We start from the raw sequence: 18,094 nt of genomic DNA, 5'->3' as shown, positions 1-18,094 counted from the left end.
CTGGCTGGTGGCTTCGCTGGCGGAAAGCCGCACCGGACCGAGCGGAGCGCCGCCGGGACGGCGGCTGAACGCCTCACCGGCGACCAGGGCTGCCCGTTCAGCGTTTCCACGTGCCAGCGTTTGGCCGCCGGGACGGCGGCGGCGCTACACCTGCGGCCTTCGCGCATCCTGCCAGCAAAACAACACAGCAGAGAAAATTCGGGATGACTCATGCCTGATCTGCTTCGGTTTTGTCTCGGCATCACTTCCTGCCCCATCTTGCCAGAGCCACACGCCCGCCAAGCAGGGCCGCCTGTCGCAGTTTGCCCCAGCCATGCACATCCCGCGCCGCAAATGCGGTCAAAAGCAAATTGGTTTCGCGTGGAAAAACTGCTGCCCGACAGGTGGAGCAGCGAGCAGGGTTATGCCCTAGAAACTGCGCCACTGCCTGCAACAATCCGGCCTGATAGGGAGCTTTCATAATATGGATGCTCCCCTCCTTCATCTGAGCGGCATTCCGCACTTCCGCGTCAGCGTTCGCGGGCGCAAAGGCTTTTTTCGCCAATCCGAACATCGCCAGATCAGAGGCCGTATCCCCGGCAGCAAAGGCCAGCAGCGGGGCGCCTGCCCGATGGCCTGATGGCCCATCCAGCAGTTCGACAAGGGCCGTGAGGCCAGTCCCTTTATCCACAGTCGTGACCATAAAATCTGTTTGTGCCAGGCCAGGAATGGCCCGCAGACGTTCTCTGCCGGGAACCTGCTGCAACGCCTGCTCAAGCGTCTCCGGCGTGAGGCCACGTCGTTTTCTCCCCCTCACCTGATAGGCGCGCACAGCGTAGCGATAGGTCTGGCTCACATAGACCCCTGGCATCTGCTGTAAGACCGCGCGCAGGGCGTCAAGATCAGCCTGTTCCTCTGGCTTCAACAACAGCCGCGTTTCGCCTGTCAGGTGGTTGTAGATGACCGCGCCATACTCGGCCATGCCGCCTGATAGCTGGTACGCCTGACAGCGGTCGCACAGTTCATCCAGTGATCGGCCTGTCGCTATGATAGAGCGATAGCCATGCCGCGCCAGCGCCCGCAGCGCCAGCGCACCCGCCGGGCTGATGGCTACAGACCCCAGCCAGCCCATTTCCAGCACGCCATCAAGATCAATGGCGCAGAGCGGCCCAGAAGAAACGGGCGTGACATCGCGCAAAAACCGCTCGCCAAAATAGCGTTCCTGAACGCGCGAGATGGTGCGCTGAACTGCTTCCGCCGCATGGGTGATGCGCTCAGAGGCGACGAAGAAGCTGTCAGCTGGCTGAGGCCCATTCGGGCTGGCCCGATCAACGTTTACGAGAGACTTCCCCTTAGCATACCAGAAGATTCTGAAGATATTTTTATCCTCTATATGGAGCGCAATGAGTTGATAGAGCAGCCAACGCTCATCGCTGCATGTTTCGCCAGTCAAGCGCCTGTAGTGCTGGCGCAAGAGATCAGAGATGGTTGTCTCGCCCGTCTTGAGTTCGTAATGCGCTGCGGCGCTTGCCAGGTCGTAGAACGGGTCGCAGCAATCCAGGTCTTGATTACAAAAGACACGATCATCAAAGCCAACTTTGAGCAAGCCGCGCGTTGGTTCTTCCCCCTGAGCGTTCGCCCAGGGTATGAACCATTCTGTCGGCGCCATGCTTCCATCAATCACGGCGGCACGCTTCATCGGCTGAAGCAGCAGGTACTTCGCCAGGTTCACCAGCACCGGACGCACAAGAGACGCCGCGCCCTCAAAGGCGTGGCACATAATATCTTCATTAGCGCGCAGCCAGAGCGGATGCCTTCCGGCAAGGCGCTTCGTCATATCTACTGACAATGGCAGCGATTGGTGGTGAGCGCCAACGTATGCCGCCACCCGCCCGGCAAGAGCGTCCGGGTCAACGGGCGCAGCAGCCGAGAGCCGTCGCTCCGCTGGAATCCAGGCCCGATAGAGCAAGCCATCGCGTAATCCATAAATGTCTGGCAAGAACTCGGAGAGCCGCTCGGCCAGGGTCAGCGAATGCGCGCCCAGATACCCCAGACCGACGCCCTTCACATAGATGGTATGGGTGAACCATTTGCTGCTTCTCTCATCCAAAAGCTGCGCCTGATAGAGTCCACGAACATGCCCGCGAAACGGCTGCAACTCGTCCATATCCTCCATAGGGATGGTGACAGGCGCGCCAAGAGGATACACCTGAGCATCCAACGGCAAACGCTTGACATCTTTTACAGCCGCCACCTTCACCTCAGTCAAGGCGTCCTGGCCGGAGGATACGTGAATGGTTCGTCCGCTCAGCAGTTCTCGCAAATCTGCTTCTACTGCGCTGGCGGTTAACTGGCTATGGATCGCCCATTCTTCCCAGGAGAGGTAGACGGCTTCATAGCCCTGGAGGAGCGGTGGCAAATCAGCAATGGAGCCAAAGATTGGCGCTACCGGATGAACGAACTGGCGGGCTACCCCCATCTCCTCCAGAGCCTCTCCTATCTGAACAAGCGTTGATCCCGTATGGGGCGGATCATCAACCAGCAGCGCCCTTCCCCCTGGCTGGATATGCTTGAATACTGCGTCACGCTCCCCAGGGAGCCACGCCTGCTCAGGTCGTAAGGTGCATGACTGAACACGCTGATACCCCTGCGCGCGCAGGAACGCGGCACAGAGCGGGGCAAGATAACTTCCTGACGTTCGGACGCCGATCACCAGGAGGGGGACATCCCGCTCAGGCCAGCGTTTGGCAAACTTGTGAACGATACGCTGGCAATCTTCTGGACGCTGATCGAAGCTGCGAAAGCAGGCAGGAAGGCGTACTACACTGCGTTGCAGCGCCTTTGGCGTCGCCCCCGCAGAGGCAAGGAGATCGCGCCCGATACGCAGCAATCCCTCTACTGCCTGCCGGTCCTGAGCTACGTCTGCAACAAGCGTTGGTATGTTGCTGGCCTCTGGACCTATGGAGCGAGCAAGGTGATCGGCCAACTGCTGAACAAAGGCCGCCACTGTTCGCTGCTGTTTCACGAGTTGCTGCTCGCCGGGCAGGAGCGCGCGGGTATAAGAGAGCGTCCGAGCGACCTGTTTACTGGCGGCTGCTGCGCCATCTCCAAATGGAGGGGAGAACATGTGAGGCAGGTTCCTGGACACTTTAGTCAGGGCAAAAACATCTCGATGGAGATAATCTTCTAGAATCTGATTCATCCCAGCGGCCACAAGAAAGGCATCAAGCAGATGGGTATTGCTCTCCTGAAGCGAGCCAGCTAACTTTTCTGCTTCTTCAGTTGATCCTTTTGCTGAACCGTTCGGTGAAGGGAGAGAGGCAGCGGCCATCTCCAGCGTTGATAGGAGTAAAGTCCTGAGTTCCGCAAAATCGTTCAGGAGGTTCAGGGGGCGTAACACATGGGATGCGCCTCCCTTCTGCATCCTACTTACAGAAGGTTGCTCTACCATCATCGCCACAGTCCTACTCTTCTTTCCAGTCATTACGAAGCATACTATACTGCAAGGTTGGCATACAATCTGCCTCGATTGTAACAAGGAATGATTGGAAAATGATGAGAGAGGATTCAAGCGAGGCTGATTTGCCCACAAAGGGCTACTGAGCGTTGGCTGCATGCAGGGGAAAGGGGCTATGGAGTCTGCGGCTTATCAACGAGGCGACGCCAGTGGGAGACGGACGGTAAAGCTGGTCCCCTCATGCGGGGCGCTGGTAACGCTTATCTGGCCTGCATGGGCCTGCACAATCTCCTGGGCAATCGCCAGCCCCAGTCCGGCGCCTGCCCCCATCTGCCAGGACGCCTCGGCCTGCTCCGCTTCCAGGTCGCGCGCTGCTTTTGGGCCAGGCGCGCGCGTGTGCGCTTTATCGGCCCGATAGAACCGCTCGAACACACGCGGCAGGTCCGTCGGCGCGATACCCACCCCACCATCCGTCACACAAACACACGCCTGCTGCTCTTCGGTCCATCCAGTCACGGTGATGCGGCCTGCTGGCCGGTTATAGCGTATGGCGTTCTCCAGCAGGATCAGCCAGAGCTGCCGCAGTTGATCGGCATCGCCCCAGACGACGATGCCTGGTTCCAGATGGGCATCCATCTTCAAGCCGTGCGCTTCCGCTCGGCGGCGCGTGCGCGCCACCAACCCGGCCATCTGCTCGCTTAGCGCCACAGGCTGATGCGTCGCCTGCACAGCGCCGCCATCCAGCCGCGCCAGCGTGAGCAGTTCCCTGAGCAGGCGAGTCATCCGGTCTATCTCCCCCAGCGCATCCCCGACTAACTCCAACTGGTCCTCCAGGTATTCGCCCTCTACGCCTTCCGTTTGCTCATCTGGCGCTGTCAGCGCCAGCAGGGGCAGCGATTCACCTGTTCGCCGCGCTGCCAGGGTAGCCACCGGCAGCCTGGCGCGGCTGGCGCGCAGGGTACGCCCCAACACCTCAATGTCTGCTCGAATCAGCATCAGCGGCGTTCGTAGTTCATGGGAGGCATCTCCCACAAAATCGCGCTGGCGCTGAAAAGCGGTTCGCACGGGAGCCAGCGCGCGGCTCGCCAGGAAAATCCCCCCCAACAGCGCCAGCGCGAGAGCGCCGAAGCTGACCAGCGCCAGTACCAGCAGCAGCCGATGCAGTTCATGCTCATAAGGCTGGGTCCAAATCCCCAGTTGCAGCACCCCCACCAGAGCGCCATCGCGCTTCATCTCCTCTGTCCATAAGCGCACACTGATGGTCCCGCTCGCCCCAACCGACACGGTGCGCACATCCGGCCAGTCATTCGCCAGCGCGGTCTGCGCCGCCTCCCAATCTGGCAGCCCCGTCAGGGGTTCGTGCAGCGAGCTTTGCAACACGTCGCCATCGGGGCTGAGCAGCAAGAGAATATCCACATTATAATCGTTATCATTGTCCAGATCGAGCGTGCGGCCCTGGCTCAGACTATTCTCCGCCTGCTCCGCGCGCGCAGCCAATTGATTATCCATCTCCCCGGACAGCACGCGGTCAGCCACGACATACGCCACCAGGCCAAAGGCCAGGATAATCACCCCCGTCACCGCAATATTCCACAGCACCAGGCGGCGGCGGGTGACAGTGAATAAAGCCGAACTCATACCCTATTATCCTCGCATACTATAGCCAATGCCTCGCACCGTTCGTATCAGGGCTGGCTCAAAGCCACGATCCACTTTTTCGCGCAGATAGTGAATATAAATATCCACAATATTGCTGACTGCCTCGCTCTCATCCGGCCAGACATGGTTGGTAATCTGCGTCCGCGAGAGCGCCTGGCCCGGATGGCGCATCAAATATTCCAGCAAGGCAAACTCGCGCAGCGTCAAAGGAATCGGCTGGCCGTCTCGCTGCACCTCATGCCGCTGTACATCCAGCGTCAGATTGCCCACATGCAACACCGGCTCCTGCGGCGGCGCTGGCGCGCGGCGGGCCAGGGCGCGGAGCCGCGCCAGCAGTTCCTCAAAAGCAAACGGCTTGGTCAGATAGTCGTCAGCTCCCGCATCCAGCCCGTTGACTTTATCCTCTAGCTGATCGCGCGCCGTCAGCATGAGGATGGGCGTCGCAATCTGATGCCTGCGCAGCCAGCGGCAGACCGCGACCCCATCCCGATAGGGCAGCATAATGTCCAGCACGATCAGGTCATAAGCGCCCGAACCAGCTTTTTCGAGGCCCTCCTCACCGTCATAGGCCACATCCACCACGTAGCGTTCTTCTTCCAACACCCGCTTCATCAAACGGACCAGGCGTTGTTCATCTTCTACAATGAGCACCCTCATGCCACATCATCTCTTTATCTGACAGGTACACGCTACGAAGACGCTGCACATACCCGAAGAAACTCTTGACCTTATGCTAAGGATAACACGTCCTCTTCAGAATTGTAACCACGCAGAGTCCGCTGGTTCCACCAAAAAATGAGATCTGGCAAGCGAGGCATGGTACTCGTAGCGCCGCCATCCCTTCGGGAAGGGCCGCTTGCCTCGGCTGGGCCTCGGCACTCTCGCTCCCGTTGGTCGCTCGCGCGTCCCTCCAGGCGGCTCAACGTTGGCCCACTGGTCCGGTGGCCTGGAGGGCGAACGCTCGCCCTGGCGCAGCGGTGGCCGCCAAGATGGCGGCGCTACAGGTGACGCCTCCGATAGTTGGTGGAACCGAGTCTGCTCATGCCTCGACGAGCGGGACGCAGTATCACAATTCATACCCCTCTTGGGCATAGTCATAACCATATCTCAACCCATCTTCTCTCTCTTCTCAAGAGAGAGGCTCTATGGTATTTCTTCAGGACAAAGGCAAGTCCTTTCTACCATCCCCGGCGCCATTTCCCTTCTCATGAGGAGAAGGAAGTAGGAGAAGGAAATAACAAAAATATGTCAGATACAAGCAATCTCTCAGAGGCTAAACGCGCCCTGCTGGATAAACTGATGCGGGGCAATCTCCCGCAGGCTACCACAGGTATCCCTGCTATCTCCCGGCGGACTCAGACAGGCTTTGCGCCGCTGTCTTTTGGACAGCAGCAATTGTGGCTGCTCGCCCAAATGATGCCTGATATTCCTGTCTACAACGAGTGCGTCACCATTCACCTGCCTGGCCCGCTGGATGTAGCAACGCTGGAGCAGAGTTTTAATGAATTCATCAAGCGCCACGAAGCCTGGCGCACCAGCTTTCCGCTGGTGGATGGGCAGCCGGTCCAGATGGTGCATCCTCCCTCAACCGTCAGGCTGCCCCTGGTGGACCTGCGGCGCCTGCCTGAAGCTGAACGAGAGGCCGAGGCGCTGCGGCTGGCAACAGAAGACGCGCGCATTCTCTTCGATCTTGCCCAGGGGCCGCTGCTGCGCGCGCTCTTTATACAACTGGCGGATGAGGAGCATCGCCTGTTCCTGACGATGCACCATATCATTTTTGATGGGGTTGCCATTTATCAGGTGTTTCTTCCAGAACTGCGCGCGCTTTACGAGGCTTTTTTAGCAGGCCAGCCTTCTCCGCTGCCCCCATTAGAGATCGAATATACCGATTACGCCGCCTGGCAGCGTGAATGGCTCCCAAAGGAAAAGTTCGACGACCAGCTTGTCTATTGGAAAAAACAGCTTGAAGGCGCGCCCGCCACCCTAGAATTGCCTTTTGATCGCCCGCGCCCGCCAGCACAGACCTACGCCGGGTCCATGCGCCCCTTTGCGATTGGAAAGCCCTTGACTGACGCGCTCAAAGCCCTGAGCCGCCAGGAGGGCGTGACCTTCTATATCCTGTTGGCGGCGGCATTCAACACGCTGCTTTACCGCTATACGGCGCAGGATGATATGGTCATCGGCACAGCCACCGGAGGACGCAAGCGCCCCGAAGTCGAGCGCATGATCGGCTTTTTCCTCAATACCCTGGTGCTGCGCACCAACTTATCCGGTGCCCCGACCTTCCGCGAACTGCTGATGCGCGTGCGCGAAGTGACGACCTCGGCGATTACCTATGAAGAGGTACCTTTCGAGTATCTCATCAAGGAACTGCAACTGGAGCGAAACCTCGCTCAGAATCCGCTCTTCCAGGTGTTGCTGACCCTGGAGCCTCCGCTGACGGCGCTGCCCTCCGGGTGGACGCTGACGCAGATGGATGTGACCGTCGGAACGTCCAAGTTCGATCTGTCCCTCGAACTCGATGACCGACCAGAGGGGCTTATTGGCCGCTTCGAGTACAACTCGGACCTGTTCGATAGGACAACCATCGAGCGCATGGTCGGACACTGGCAGACGCTGCTGGAGAGCATCGTCGCTGACCCCAATCGGCCCCTTTCTGCTTTACCTATCCTGACGCCAGCGGAGCAAAAACTGCTGGAGGAGTGGAACGCCACCCAACGAGCGTTCCCCACCAATGTCTGTATTCATCAGCTTTTCGAGGAGCAGGCGGCGCGCACACCGCAGGCCACAGCCGTGATCTATGAGGGCGCTGCATTTACCTATCAAGAACTCAATGCGCGTGCCAATCAACTGGCTCACTACCTGCGCCAGCTTGGCGTGGGTCCAGACGTACTGGTGGGCCTGTGTCTGGAGCGTTCGCTGGAGATGGAGGTTGGCCTGCTGGGCATTCTCAAGGCGGGCGGCGCGTATGTGCCGTTGGACCCCACATATCCGGCTGAGCGGCTGGCCTTCATGCTGACAGATGCCCAGGTTCCGGTCCTCGTCACGCAAGCCACGCTGGCGTCCTTGCTGCCCACACAGAATGCACAGGTCGTGCGCCTTGACGCCGACGCGCGGCTGCTGGCCGAGCAAGATCAGACGAACCCTGCCAGCCTGTCCACTGCCGAGAATCTGGTCTATGTCATCTACACTTCGGGGTCCACAGGGCGGCCCAAAGGAGTCCAGATACTCCAGCGCACGGTGGTGAACTTTTTGTTGTCCATGCGCGAGCGGCCCGGACTGACGGCGGAGGATACCTGGCTGGCCGTCACTACGTTATCCTTCGATATTGCTGCCCTTGAACTTTTCCTGCCGCTGCTGGTCGGCGCGCGGGTGGTTATCGCCAGCCGCGAAACAGCGGTGAGCGGGACGGTGCTGGCGGAGACGATGGCGCGTACCGGAACAACCGTAATGCAGGCGACACCCGTTACCTGGCGGCTGCTGTTGGAGGCGGGCTGGTCGGGAGACCCGCGCCTGAAGATGCTCTGTGGGGGCGAAGCCCTGCCGCGTGACCTGGCTCAGCAATTGCTGAACAAGTGCGCGTCTTTGTGGAACCTCTACGGCCCAACGGAGACGACCATCTGGTCCACCATCCGCCAGATCACGCCCGATACCAATCTGATCACCATCGGCGTCCCGATTGCCAACACTCAGGTCTATCTGCTCGATGCTTCCCTTCAGCCTGTCCCCATTGGCGTCTCTGGCGAACTCTATATTGGCGGGGCCGGTCTGGCGCGCGGGTATCTCAATCGCCCGGAATTGACGGCTGAGCGATTTGTTCCCGACCCGTTTAGCGCCGATCCAGGGGCGCGGCTCTACAGAACAGGCGATCTGGCACGCTATTTGCCTACAGGGGAAATTGATTTTCTAGGACGCTTGGATCATCAGGTGAAGGTGCGCGGCTTCCGCATCGAACTGGGCGAAGTCGAGACGCTGCTCCGGCAGCATCCGGCAATACGCGCGGCTGTCGTGGTGGCCCGCGAAGATACCCCAGGCGATAAGCGCCTGGTGGCCTATTTCGTAGCAGGCGAAGGAGACCCGCCTGCTCACGCGGGGCTGCGCAGCTTTCTGAAGGAGTATTTGCCGGATTACATGATACCATCGGCCTTTGTAATGGTAGAGCAGATGCCGCTGACCCCCAACGGCAAAGTGGATCGCCGCGCCCTGCCCGCGCCAGATACCGATCATCTCGTGCGTGATGAGATCGGCGCACTGCCCAGCACGCCTATGGAAATTGAAGTGGCGGCGATCCTGGCTGGCTTCCTGAAAGTGGAGCAGGTTGGCCTCGACGAGAACTTCTTTATGATCGGGGTCAATTCTTTGTTGGGTACTCAGGCTATCGCGCGGATGAACGAAACCTTCAAGGTAAAGCTTTCCTTGCGCACCCTTTTCGACGCGCCCACAGTCCGCGAGTTGGCCGCCACCATTGAAGAAGTGATTTTGACCAAACTAGAGACGCTGAGCGACGAAGAATTGCAGCAGTTATTGAGTTAAAAGGGCACTGCGAACCCGTTTTAATAGTGGAATCGTCTCTCGCTTAAGCTGAGCACATCAGGGGCTGATTTGGAAGCCGCCATTGACAGCGAAAGACGCTCTCCACTAGGAGTGATAGAGCATCATGTCAGACACAAGCAATCTCTCTGAGGCCAAACGCGCCCTGCTGGAAAAGCTCTTGCGGGGCAAGCTGTTTCCGACAAGCGTGGATGCTGAAACAATCACTCGACGCGCCCACGATGGGCCTGTGCCGCTGTCCTTTGCGCAGCAGCAATTCTGGCTGCTGAGCCGACTCACCCCGCATCTTCCTGTCTATCACCTGAGTGTGAGTATCTCTCTGCCTGGGCCGCTCGATCGAGCGGCTCTTGAACAGAGCTTCAACGAACTCATCCGGCGTCACGAAGTTTGGCGCACCAGTTTTCCACTGATAGAGGGGCAGCCTGTCCAACAAATTCATCCGCCCTCCATCTTCCGGCTGCCCTTCACGGACCTGCGCCGCCTGCCCAGGACTGAACGCGAAGCTGAGGCGCTGCGACTGGCAGCAGAGAATACCACCGCGCCCTTTGATCTCTCGCAGGCGCCCCCGCTGCGCGCCCGCCTCGTTTGCCTGGACGATGAGGAGCATCGGCTGTTCTTAACCCTCCATCACATCATCTCCGATGGCTTCTCTGTCTCGCAGATACTCCTGCCAGAGCTATATGCTCTCTACCAGGCGTATGCGACCGGCCAGCCCTCGCTCTTGCCAGAGCTGCCCATCCAATATGCCGATTACGCCTGCTGGCAGCGCGAAACGCTCGACGAAAGGGCATTGGCAGAGCATCTGGATTTCTGGAAGCATCATCTGGCCGGAGCGCCAACCGATCTTGCGCTGCCTGGCGATCACCCGCGTCCCGTCGCCTCCAAAGGCCAGATGTGCGCGCATTCGTTCACCCTGCCTGCACAGACAACCGCTGCCCTCAAAGCCCTCAGCCAGCAGGGGGGCGCTACCCTTTTCATGACTCTGCTGGCCGCCTACGCTGTCCTGTTGGCGCGCTGTTCCGGCCAGGAGGACCTCATTATTGGTACCCCTTCCGCTGGCCGCAAGCAGGAAGAAGTCCGTGGGCTGTTGGGCGTCTTCATCAATACCCTGGCCCTGCGTCTGGACCTCTCTGGCGATCCAGGCTTCCGGGCGCTGCTTCAGCGGGTACGCGAGACCACGCTCTCCACGCTGGATCACGAGGACATGCCCTTCGAGCATCTGGTCAAAGAACTCCACCCGGAGCGCGCGCCACGGCAGAACCCCTTCTTCCAGACGATGTTTACGCTTGAATCGCCGCCGCCTGCCCTGCCTTCCGGGTGGGCTGCCGCCCTGCTGCATATCGGGGCTGGCCTCGACGCCGGGTTTGACCTGAGCCTCGCCTTAAAGGAGCGGCCAGAGGATCTCAGCGGCACGTTCGATTACAACACCGATCTGTTCGAGGCGGCGACCATCGAGCGGATGGCTGGGCATTTCCAGACGCTGCTGGAAGGCATCGCGGTTGATCCCGACCAACCTATCTCCCAGCTTTTGCTCTTACCAGAGGCCGAGCGAGAGCAGATGCTGGTAGAGTGGAATGCTACCCAAGCCGATTACCCCCAGGACCAGTGTGTCCACTGGCTCTTCGAGCAGCAGGTGGCGCGCGCGCCAGACGCAGTAGCTCTTGTCAGCGAGGGGCGCCAGCTTACCTATGGGGAACTGAACGCGCGCGCCAACCAACTGGCCCATCATCTCCAAAAGCAAAGGGTGGGGCCAGAGACACTCGTGGGCCTCTGTGTGGAGCGTTCGCTGGAAATGGCGGTGGGACTCCTCGGTATTTTCAAGGCGGGCGGCGCGTATGTGCCGCTGGACCCCAGCTATCCCACAGAGCGCCTGGCCTTCATGCTGGAGGACAGCCAGGCAGCCGTTCTACTCACGCAGCAGCATCTGCTGGCGCAGCTTCCCGCGCAGAACGCTCGCGTCATTTGCCTGGATGGGCAGTGGGCAGAAATCGCTCAAGAACCCACGACGAACCCCGTCAGCGCGGTCCAGGCCGACAACCTGGCCTATGTCATCTACACCTCTGGCTCTACGGGGAAACCGAAGGGCGTTCAGATTGCCCATCGCGCGCTCGTCAACCATAACCTGGCCTTTATCAAACACTTCGATGTCCGGCCTGCTGATCGCATCTTGCAATTTGCTTCGCTCAGCTTTGATACGGCAGCAGAGGAAATCTTCCCATGCTGGCTGGCGGGGGCCGCGCTGGTGCTGCGGCCTGTACAGGTTGCCCTGACCTTCGAGGAATTGTTCCGGCTCATAGAGCATGAGCGGCTGAGCATTCTGAACCTCCCGACAGCCTACTGGCATACCTGGACCTATGAACTCGCCAAAGCAAACACACCGCTGCCGGAGAGCCTGCGCTGGGTCATCACGGGGGGCGAGCAAGCCCTGCTACAGCGTCTGACGCTCTGGCAGGAGCGCGTCCCTAAGCGCGTTCGCTGGAGCAACTGCTATGGCCCAACCGAGGCAACCATCGGCGCAACCACCTATGATCTGGTGAGGGAGGGCGAAGATCAGGAGGTTTCCACGATACTCATTGGTCGGCCTAACGCCAACTTGCAGGTTTACGCGCTTGACGCCCACCTTCAGCCTGTCCCTATCGGTGTGCCTGGCGAACTCTATATCGGCGGCGACGGATTGGCGCGTGGCTATCTGAACCGCCCGGAACTGACCGCCGAGCGGTTTATCCCCAACCCGTTCAGTCAGGAGCCAGGCGCGCGCCTCTACAAGACCGGCGATCTCGCCCGCTATCATCCCGATGGCAATCTGGAGTACATCGGGCGCGCCGACTTCCAGGTGAAGATTCGGGGCTTCCGTATCGAACCAGGCGAGATCGAGAGTATCCTGAGCCAGCATCCCCAGGTCCGCGAGGCAGTGGTCGTGGCCCGCGAAGACACCCCTGGCGAGAAGCGCCTGGTGGCGTATCTTGTGCCTGCTGCGGGCCAGTCCCCCACCAGCAGCGCCCTGCGCGGCTTCTTGAAGGAACACCTGCCAGAGCATATGATCCCATCGGCATTTGTTATGTTAGAATATGTGCCGCTGACCCCCAACGGCAAACTGAACCGGCGGGCGCTGCCTGCCCCGGAGGGCGACAGAGAACAGCCAGAAGCGGCTCTTGCAGCGCCGCGCACCCCTACCGAGGAACAACTGGCCGCGATCTGGACAGAACTGCTGGGACTCAAGCAGGTGGGCATCAACGAGAACTTCTTTGAGTTGGGGGGGCATTCGCTCCTGGCGGTGCGCGCCCTCTCGCGGGCGCATGACATCTTCAATATAGAGCTTCCGTTGTCCAGTCTCTTTGAGGCGCCAACGATAGCCAGCCTGGCTATAAGAATTGTGCAGTGTCAGGCCGACCAGATCGAAGATGGAGTAACGGCCCAGTTGCTCGCAGAGCTTGAGCAGCTTTCCGATCATGAAGCGCAAGACATCCTGGTAATTGAGAGCAAGCGAACGGAGAGATGACGTGAGATGAGTGACCTGTCAAAACGCATTGCAGACCTTTCCCCGGAGAAACGCGAAATCCTGCTGAAGCGGCTCATCGAGCAGCAAAAAGTGACGACCACCCCGACGGCGATCCCGCGCCGCAGCCAGGTCATGTCTAACCCACCGCTCTCCTTTGCCCAGGAGCCGCTCTGGTTCATTGACCAACTGACTCCAGGCAGCGCGGCGTATAATCTGCCCTACGCGCTGCGCCTGAGTGGCCCGCTCGACCTCGCCGCGCTTGAGCAAAGCCTGCAAGAAATCGTGAAACGCCACGAGTCCTTGCGTACCACGTTCCCCGCCATCGAGGGTCGCCCGGTGCAGATGATCGCCTCCTCCCTCCAGTTACCTTTTTCGGTGGTAGACCTGCGCGACCTGGAAGATCGCGCGCGCTGGCCGCGAGCCATACAGTCCATCAATGAGGAGATAACGCGCCCATTCGATCTTGCCCAGGGGCCGCTGCTGCGGACCATGCTGTTCCGGCTGACGGAGCAGGAACATATCCTGCTTCTGCTCATGCACCACATCATCTCTGATGGGTGGTCGGTAGGTATTCTGGTCCGAGAACTGACCACCCTCTACAGCGCCTTCACCGCCGGACAGCCATCACCGCTGCCTGAACTGCCCATCCAATACGCTGATTATGCCCTCTGGCGCCGCGAGTGGCTGCAAGGGGAGCGGATGGAAGACCAGCTTACCTACTGGAAACAGCAGTTGGCCGACGCTCCCGCAGTGCTGGATTTGCCTACCGATCATCCACGCCCGGCCATCCAGACCTTTCGTGGGGCCGTCCACAATTTTCGACTCTCCAGGGCGCTCACCGAGCAGATTCAGACGTTGAGTCAGCAGGAAGGCGCGACGATCTTCATGACTTTGCTGGCGGCTTTCAACGTGCTGCTTTCCCGCTATACTGGGCAGGAAGACATCGTGGTGGGTTCGCCTATCGCCAACCGCAACCGCAGCGAGGTTCAGGAGTTGATCGGGTATCTGGTCACGATGCTGGTGCTGCGCACCGATCTTTCGGGCGACCCCGGCTTTCGGGAACTGCTCAAGCGGGTACGCAAAATGGCGCTGGAGGCGTATGCCCATCATGAACTGCCCTTCGAGAAGTTGGTGGAGGCGCTGCACCCCGAACGCAGCCTGAGCCATTCGCCGCTCTTCCAGGTGGTCATTGCCGACCAGAATGCCGCGCCAACCGCTGTCGAGGCTGCCGGGTTGTCGCTCTCTTCCCTAGACGTAGAGATCAGCATGTCCAAGTTCGATCTGACCCTCTACATCTGGGAAGAGGCGGGCAGCCTGGTCGGATCGCTGGAGTACAATATCGATCTCTTTGAGGCCGCCACCATCGAGCGGATGGCCGGGCATTTCCAGACCTTGCTCCAAGACATCGCAGCCAACCCCGACCAGCCCCTTTCTCGGCTGCCGCTGCTGACAGAAGCGGAGCGCAGCCAACTGCTGGTAGCATGGAATGCCACCCAGGCAGCCTATCCTGAGAACGAGTGTGTTCACCAGCTTTTTGAGGCGCAGGCGCAGCGAACACCAGAAGGGGTAGCCCTGGTGTATGAGAAGGAACAACTGACCTATCAAGCACTGAACCAGCGCGCAAATCAGCTTGCTCATTACCTCCAGAAGCTGGGAGTCGGCCCGGATGTGCGCGTGGGCCTGTATATGGAACGCTCTTTGGAGATGGTCGTGGGCCTGCTGGGCATCCTCAAGGCGGGCGGAACCTACATTCCACTGGACCCGGCCTTTCCCCAGGAACGGCTGGCCTTCATGCTGGAGGATGCCCAGGTCATGGCGCTGGTCACACAGCAGCGCCTGACGACACAACTGCCCGCTGGCGCAGCCAAAATTGTTCGCCTGGATGCCGACGCGGCGCTGCTCAAACAGCAGAGCAGCCTCAATCCGGTCTCCCAGGCCAACCCCGAGAACCTGGCCTATGTGATTTATACCTCTGGCTCGACGGGGAAGCCAAAGGGCGTTCAGATTCCCCATCGCGCCGTCGTCAACTTCCTGCTCTCGATGCGCCAGCAGCCAGGGCTGACGGCGAATGATCGGCTGCTGGCTATCACCACGCTCTCATTCGATATTGCCGGTCTTGAACTCTTCCTGCCGCTGATCGTCGGCGCGCGGGTCATCATCGCCAGCCGGGAAACGACTGTCAACGGCGCGGCGCTGGCCGAACTCATGGCCCGTTCCGGCGCTACGGTGATGCAGGCGACACCCGTTACCTGGCGGCTGCTGCTGGCCGCCGGGTGGCAGGGCAGCCCGTACTTGAAGATTCTCTGCGGCGGCGAAGCTTTCCCCCCGGAACTGGCCGCGCAGCTTCTGCCGAGAGCGGGTTCCGTCTGGAACATGTACGGCCCGACGGAAACGACCATCTGGTCTACGCTTTCTCTGGTTCAGTCGGCAGACGATCTCTCGATTGGGCGTCCGATTGCCAACACAGAAATCTACGTGCTTGACGCCCACCTGAATCCAACGCCCATCGGCGTGCCAGGCGAACTCTATATTGGGGGCGACGGCCTGGCTCGCGGCTATCTCAATCGCCCGGAGTTAACCGCCGAGCGATTCATTCCCCATCCCTTTAGCGCCAGGCCAGACGCGCGCCTCTACAGGACCGGCGATCTGGCCCGCTATCGCGCCGATGGGCAGATCGATCACTTGGGGCGCGTTGATTTTCAGGTGAAGATTCGCGGCTTCCGCATCGAACTGGGCGAAATCGAGACGACACTGGTCCAGCACCCGGCGGTGCGGCAGGCGGTGGTGCTGGCCCGCGAGGATACACCGGGCGACAAACGCCTGGTCGCCTACGTCGTCGCGCACCAGCAGCAAGAAATCAAGGCCAATGAACTGCGCAGCTTTTTGCGTGAATACCTGCCGGATTACATGATACCTGCGGCCTTCACCACGCTGGATGCCTTCCCTGAGACGCCCAACGGCAAAATAGACCGACGCGCCTTGCCCGCGCCTGAACTGGACAGCGCGGCGGAAGAACACTATGTTCCGCCCATGTCTATGGTCCACTATCAACTGATCCATCTCTGGGAGGAACTGTTGGAGGCGCGGCCCATCGGGATCAGGGATAACTTCTTCTTCTTAGGCGGGCATTCACTCCTTGCAGCCCGCCTGGTCAATGGCATCGAGCAGGTCTTTGGCAAAAAGATTCCGCTGGCGACCTTCTTTGCGGGGCCAACGATTGAACAGCTTGCCGAGATTCTGTCACAAGACATTACCATCGCCGAAGCGCCGGTGGTGGCGGTTCAATCCGGCGGTTCCAGACGCCCGATCTTCTATATGCACGAGGATCGCATCGGCGGCGCTTACTACTGCTTCCCCCTGGCTGATCACCTGGGGCCAGAACAGCCTTTCTACACCGTCGAGCCGTATAAGTTTGATACCCGGCAGGCTCCGCCCACATTCGAGGCGATGGCGGCCACGCATGTAAGGTCAATCCAGGCCATTCAGCCGGAAGGTCCGTATCTGCTGGGCGGCTTTTGCATCGGCGGTCTGCTGGCCTATGAAATAGCCCGGCAGCTTCAAGGGCAAGGGCAGCAGGTTGATTTGCTGGTTTTGATTGACCCCACACCGCCTGCTCCGGCCTCCGACAAATTGACGCGCCGCGCGATCAGCCTGCCTGGCAAGGCGCTGCGGATCGGAGAATATCGCCAGTTCTATTCGTTCCTGTGGGTACGGCACCTCTATAAGTACCTGCGGTTTGCGCCGTACCGGCGGGAGATGAACAAGGCCGGGCGCAGGCGTGGCAAGGGGAGCGCGGCGTTTCCCAGCCTCCGCGCGATTTTCCCAACCCTGGCGACGCTTTGCCGGGATCGCTGGTCAATGACTGCCTGGATGTTAGCCGCTTATACGCCTGGCGCTTATCCTGGCAAGATCACGTTCTTCTGGGCAAAAGAGGAAGTCGCTGACTCCAGCGAATGGCGCGGGCTTGCCGATGCCGCGCAAGAAACGGAACTGCACGTCATTCCTGGCGATCATCTGAGCTGCCTCACCAAACACCTTTCCAGCCTGGCCGAAGAGTTCAGCGCCTGCCTGGCAAAAGTTCAGGAGGCCGAGCTAGAGCGGGTATGACGCTGAGCGCGCAGGAGTCCCTCTGGAGCGCGGCGCCAGAGCGACCCATCTTAGCATCCGACGAGGCGCATATCTGGCGCGCCAGGCTGAACCTGTCGGCGTCACATATGCAGGCGCTGGAGCAGACGCTCGCTGCCGATGAACGGCAGCGAGCGTCGCAGTTTCGCTTCTCACGGGACCGCGCCCGCTTTATCGCGGCGCGGGGCATGCTCAGAAGCATCCTGGGCCGCTATCTGAGCAGGGAGCCGCAGACACTGCGCTTCTCCTACAACGAATATGGCAAGCCAGCCCTCGCCGATGAAGTAGGGAGTGAGCCGCTGCTTTTCAATCTGGCGCACTCCCACGACCTGGCCCTCTACGCGATCACACGCTGCGGAGCTATCGGCATTGATCTCGAACAGATCAGCCCCGCTGGCGCAGACTATGAGCAAATCGCCACGCGGTTCTTCTCCCCCCATGAGGTGTACGCGCTCCAGGCGGTTGCTGCGCAGGACAAGCAAGAAGCCTTCCTGAATTGCTGGACCCGCAAAGAAGCCTATGTCAAAGCGAGGGGTCTGGGTCTTTCGCTCGACCTGAACCTGTTCGATGTTTCGCTCGCTCCTGGGGAGCCAGCGGCACTTCTGGCGACCAGAGAAGAGGGCCAGGATAGCTCAGATTGGTCGCTCCACGCGCTCTCTCCTGGTCCCGGCTACGTTGCGGCGCTGGCTGTGCAGGGGCAGCCTGCTTCTCTCACATGTTGGCAGCAGGCTGGCGGTTAAACCGCCTACGGGCGTCTGTACCGGTACCGCCGCCATCCCGGCGGCGGACAGGCGGCTGCCTACTTGTAGCGCCGCCTTCCAGGC

At 60.1% G+C, this 18,094-nt stretch carries 8 protein-coding genes; 5 read left to right on the top strand and 3 right to left on the bottom strand.

The window, feature by feature from the left end; genetic code table 11:
• Positions 1 to 207, top strand: a 207-nt coding sequence (locus tag VH599_20250; GenBank protein HEY7350653.1) for a hypothetical protein, incomplete at its 5' end; no start/stop codon positions are given.
• 34 nt (positions 208 to 241) lie between these two features.
• On the opposite strand, the gene VH599_20245 is transcribed toward VH599_20250, so the two are convergent.
• The 3 genes from VH599_20245 to VH599_20235 all read right to left on the bottom strand — a co-directional run bounded on the left by VH599_20245 (position 242) and on the right by VH599_20235 (position 5,752).
• On the bottom strand, positions 242 to 3,379 hold the full coding sequence (locus VH599_20245; protein HEY7350652.1) for a hypothetical protein: 3,138 nt from the start codon (positions 3,377 to 3,379) through the stop codon (positions 242 to 244).
• Between the two features lie 249 nt (positions 3,380 to 3,628).
• On the bottom strand, positions 3,629 to 5,074 hold the full coding sequence (locus VH599_20240) for an ATP-binding protein (GenBank protein ID HEY7350651.1): 1,446 nt from the start codon (positions 5,072 to 5,074) through the stop codon (positions 3,629 to 3,631).
• A 6-nt stretch (positions 5,075 to 5,080) separates the two neighbouring features.
• Positions 5,081 to 5,752, bottom strand: coding sequence for a response regulator transcription factor (locus VH599_20235; protein HEY7350650.1), 672 nt, complete (start codon positions 5,750 to 5,752; stop codon positions 5,081 to 5,083).
• Positions 5,753 to 6,340: 588 nt separating this feature from the next.
• On the opposite strand from VH599_20235, the gene VH599_20230 reads away from it, so the two are divergent.
• From VH599_20230 to VH599_20215, 4 genes are all read left to right on the top strand, one after another.
• Entirely contained in the window at positions 6,341 to 9,628 is a 3,288-nt protein-coding gene (locus VH599_20230; GenBank protein HEY7350649.1) for an amino acid adenylation domain-containing protein, read from the top strand.
• 124 nt (positions 9,629 to 9,752) lie between these two features.
• Positions 9,753 to 13,145, top strand: coding sequence for an amino acid adenylation domain-containing protein (locus tag VH599_20225; protein ID HEY7350648.1), 3,393 nt, complete (start codon positions 9,753 to 9,755; stop codon positions 13,143 to 13,145).
• A 6-nt stretch (positions 13,146 to 13,151) separates the two neighbouring features.
• Positions 13,152 to 17,252 (top strand): amino acid adenylation domain-containing protein, encoded by a 4,101-nt coding sequence (locus VH599_20220; protein HEY7350647.1) that lies wholly within the window; start codon positions 13,152 to 13,154, stop codon positions 17,250 to 17,252.
• Positions 17,249 to 18,010: a 4'-phosphopantetheinyl transferase superfamily protein gene (locus VH599_20215; GenBank protein HEY7350646.1), complete on the top strand. Its 762-nt coding sequence runs from the start codon at positions 17,249 to 17,251 to the stop codon at positions 18,008 to 18,010. Before VH599_20220 ends, VH599_20215 begins: the two co-directional genes overlap by 4 nt.
• Positions 18,011 to 18,094 lie beyond the last annotated feature (84 nt).

The organism is Ktedonobacterales bacterium (assembly GCA_036557285.1).
In the GTDB taxonomy this organism is placed as follows: domain Bacteria; phylum Chloroflexota; class Ktedonobacteria; order Ktedonobacterales; family DATBGS01; genus DATBHW01.
The sequence above is the reverse complement of the archived record's forward strand: the minus strand, read 5'-3'. Positions and strand labels throughout refer to the sequence as shown.

What these genes read in the sequence shown, in the direction of transcription:
- VH599_20240 (HEY7350651.1), bottom strand. Translation starts at nt 5,074, where the DNA reads ATGAGTTCGGCTTTATTCACTGTCACCCGCCGCCGCCTGGTGCTGTGG.
- VH599_20235 (HEY7350650.1), bottom strand. Translation starts at nt 5,752, where the DNA reads ATGAGGGTGCTCATTGTAGAAGATGAACAACGCCTGGTCCGTTTGATG.
- VH599_20230 (HEY7350649.1), top strand. Translation starts at nt 6,341, where the DNA reads ATGTCAGATACAAGCAATCTCTCAGAGGCTAAACGCGCCCTGCTGGAT.
- VH599_20225 (HEY7350648.1), top strand. Translation starts at nt 9,753, where the DNA reads ATGTCAGACACAAGCAATCTCTCTGAGGCCAAACGCGCCCTGCTGGAA.
- VH599_20220 (HEY7350647.1), top strand. Translation starts at nt 13,152, where the DNA reads ATGAGTGACCTGTCAAAACGCATTGCAGACCTTTCCCCGGAGAAACGC.
- VH599_20215 (HEY7350646.1), top strand. Translation starts at nt 17,249, where the DNA reads ATGACGCTGAGCGCGCAGGAGTCCCTCTGGAGCGCGGCGCCAGAGCGA.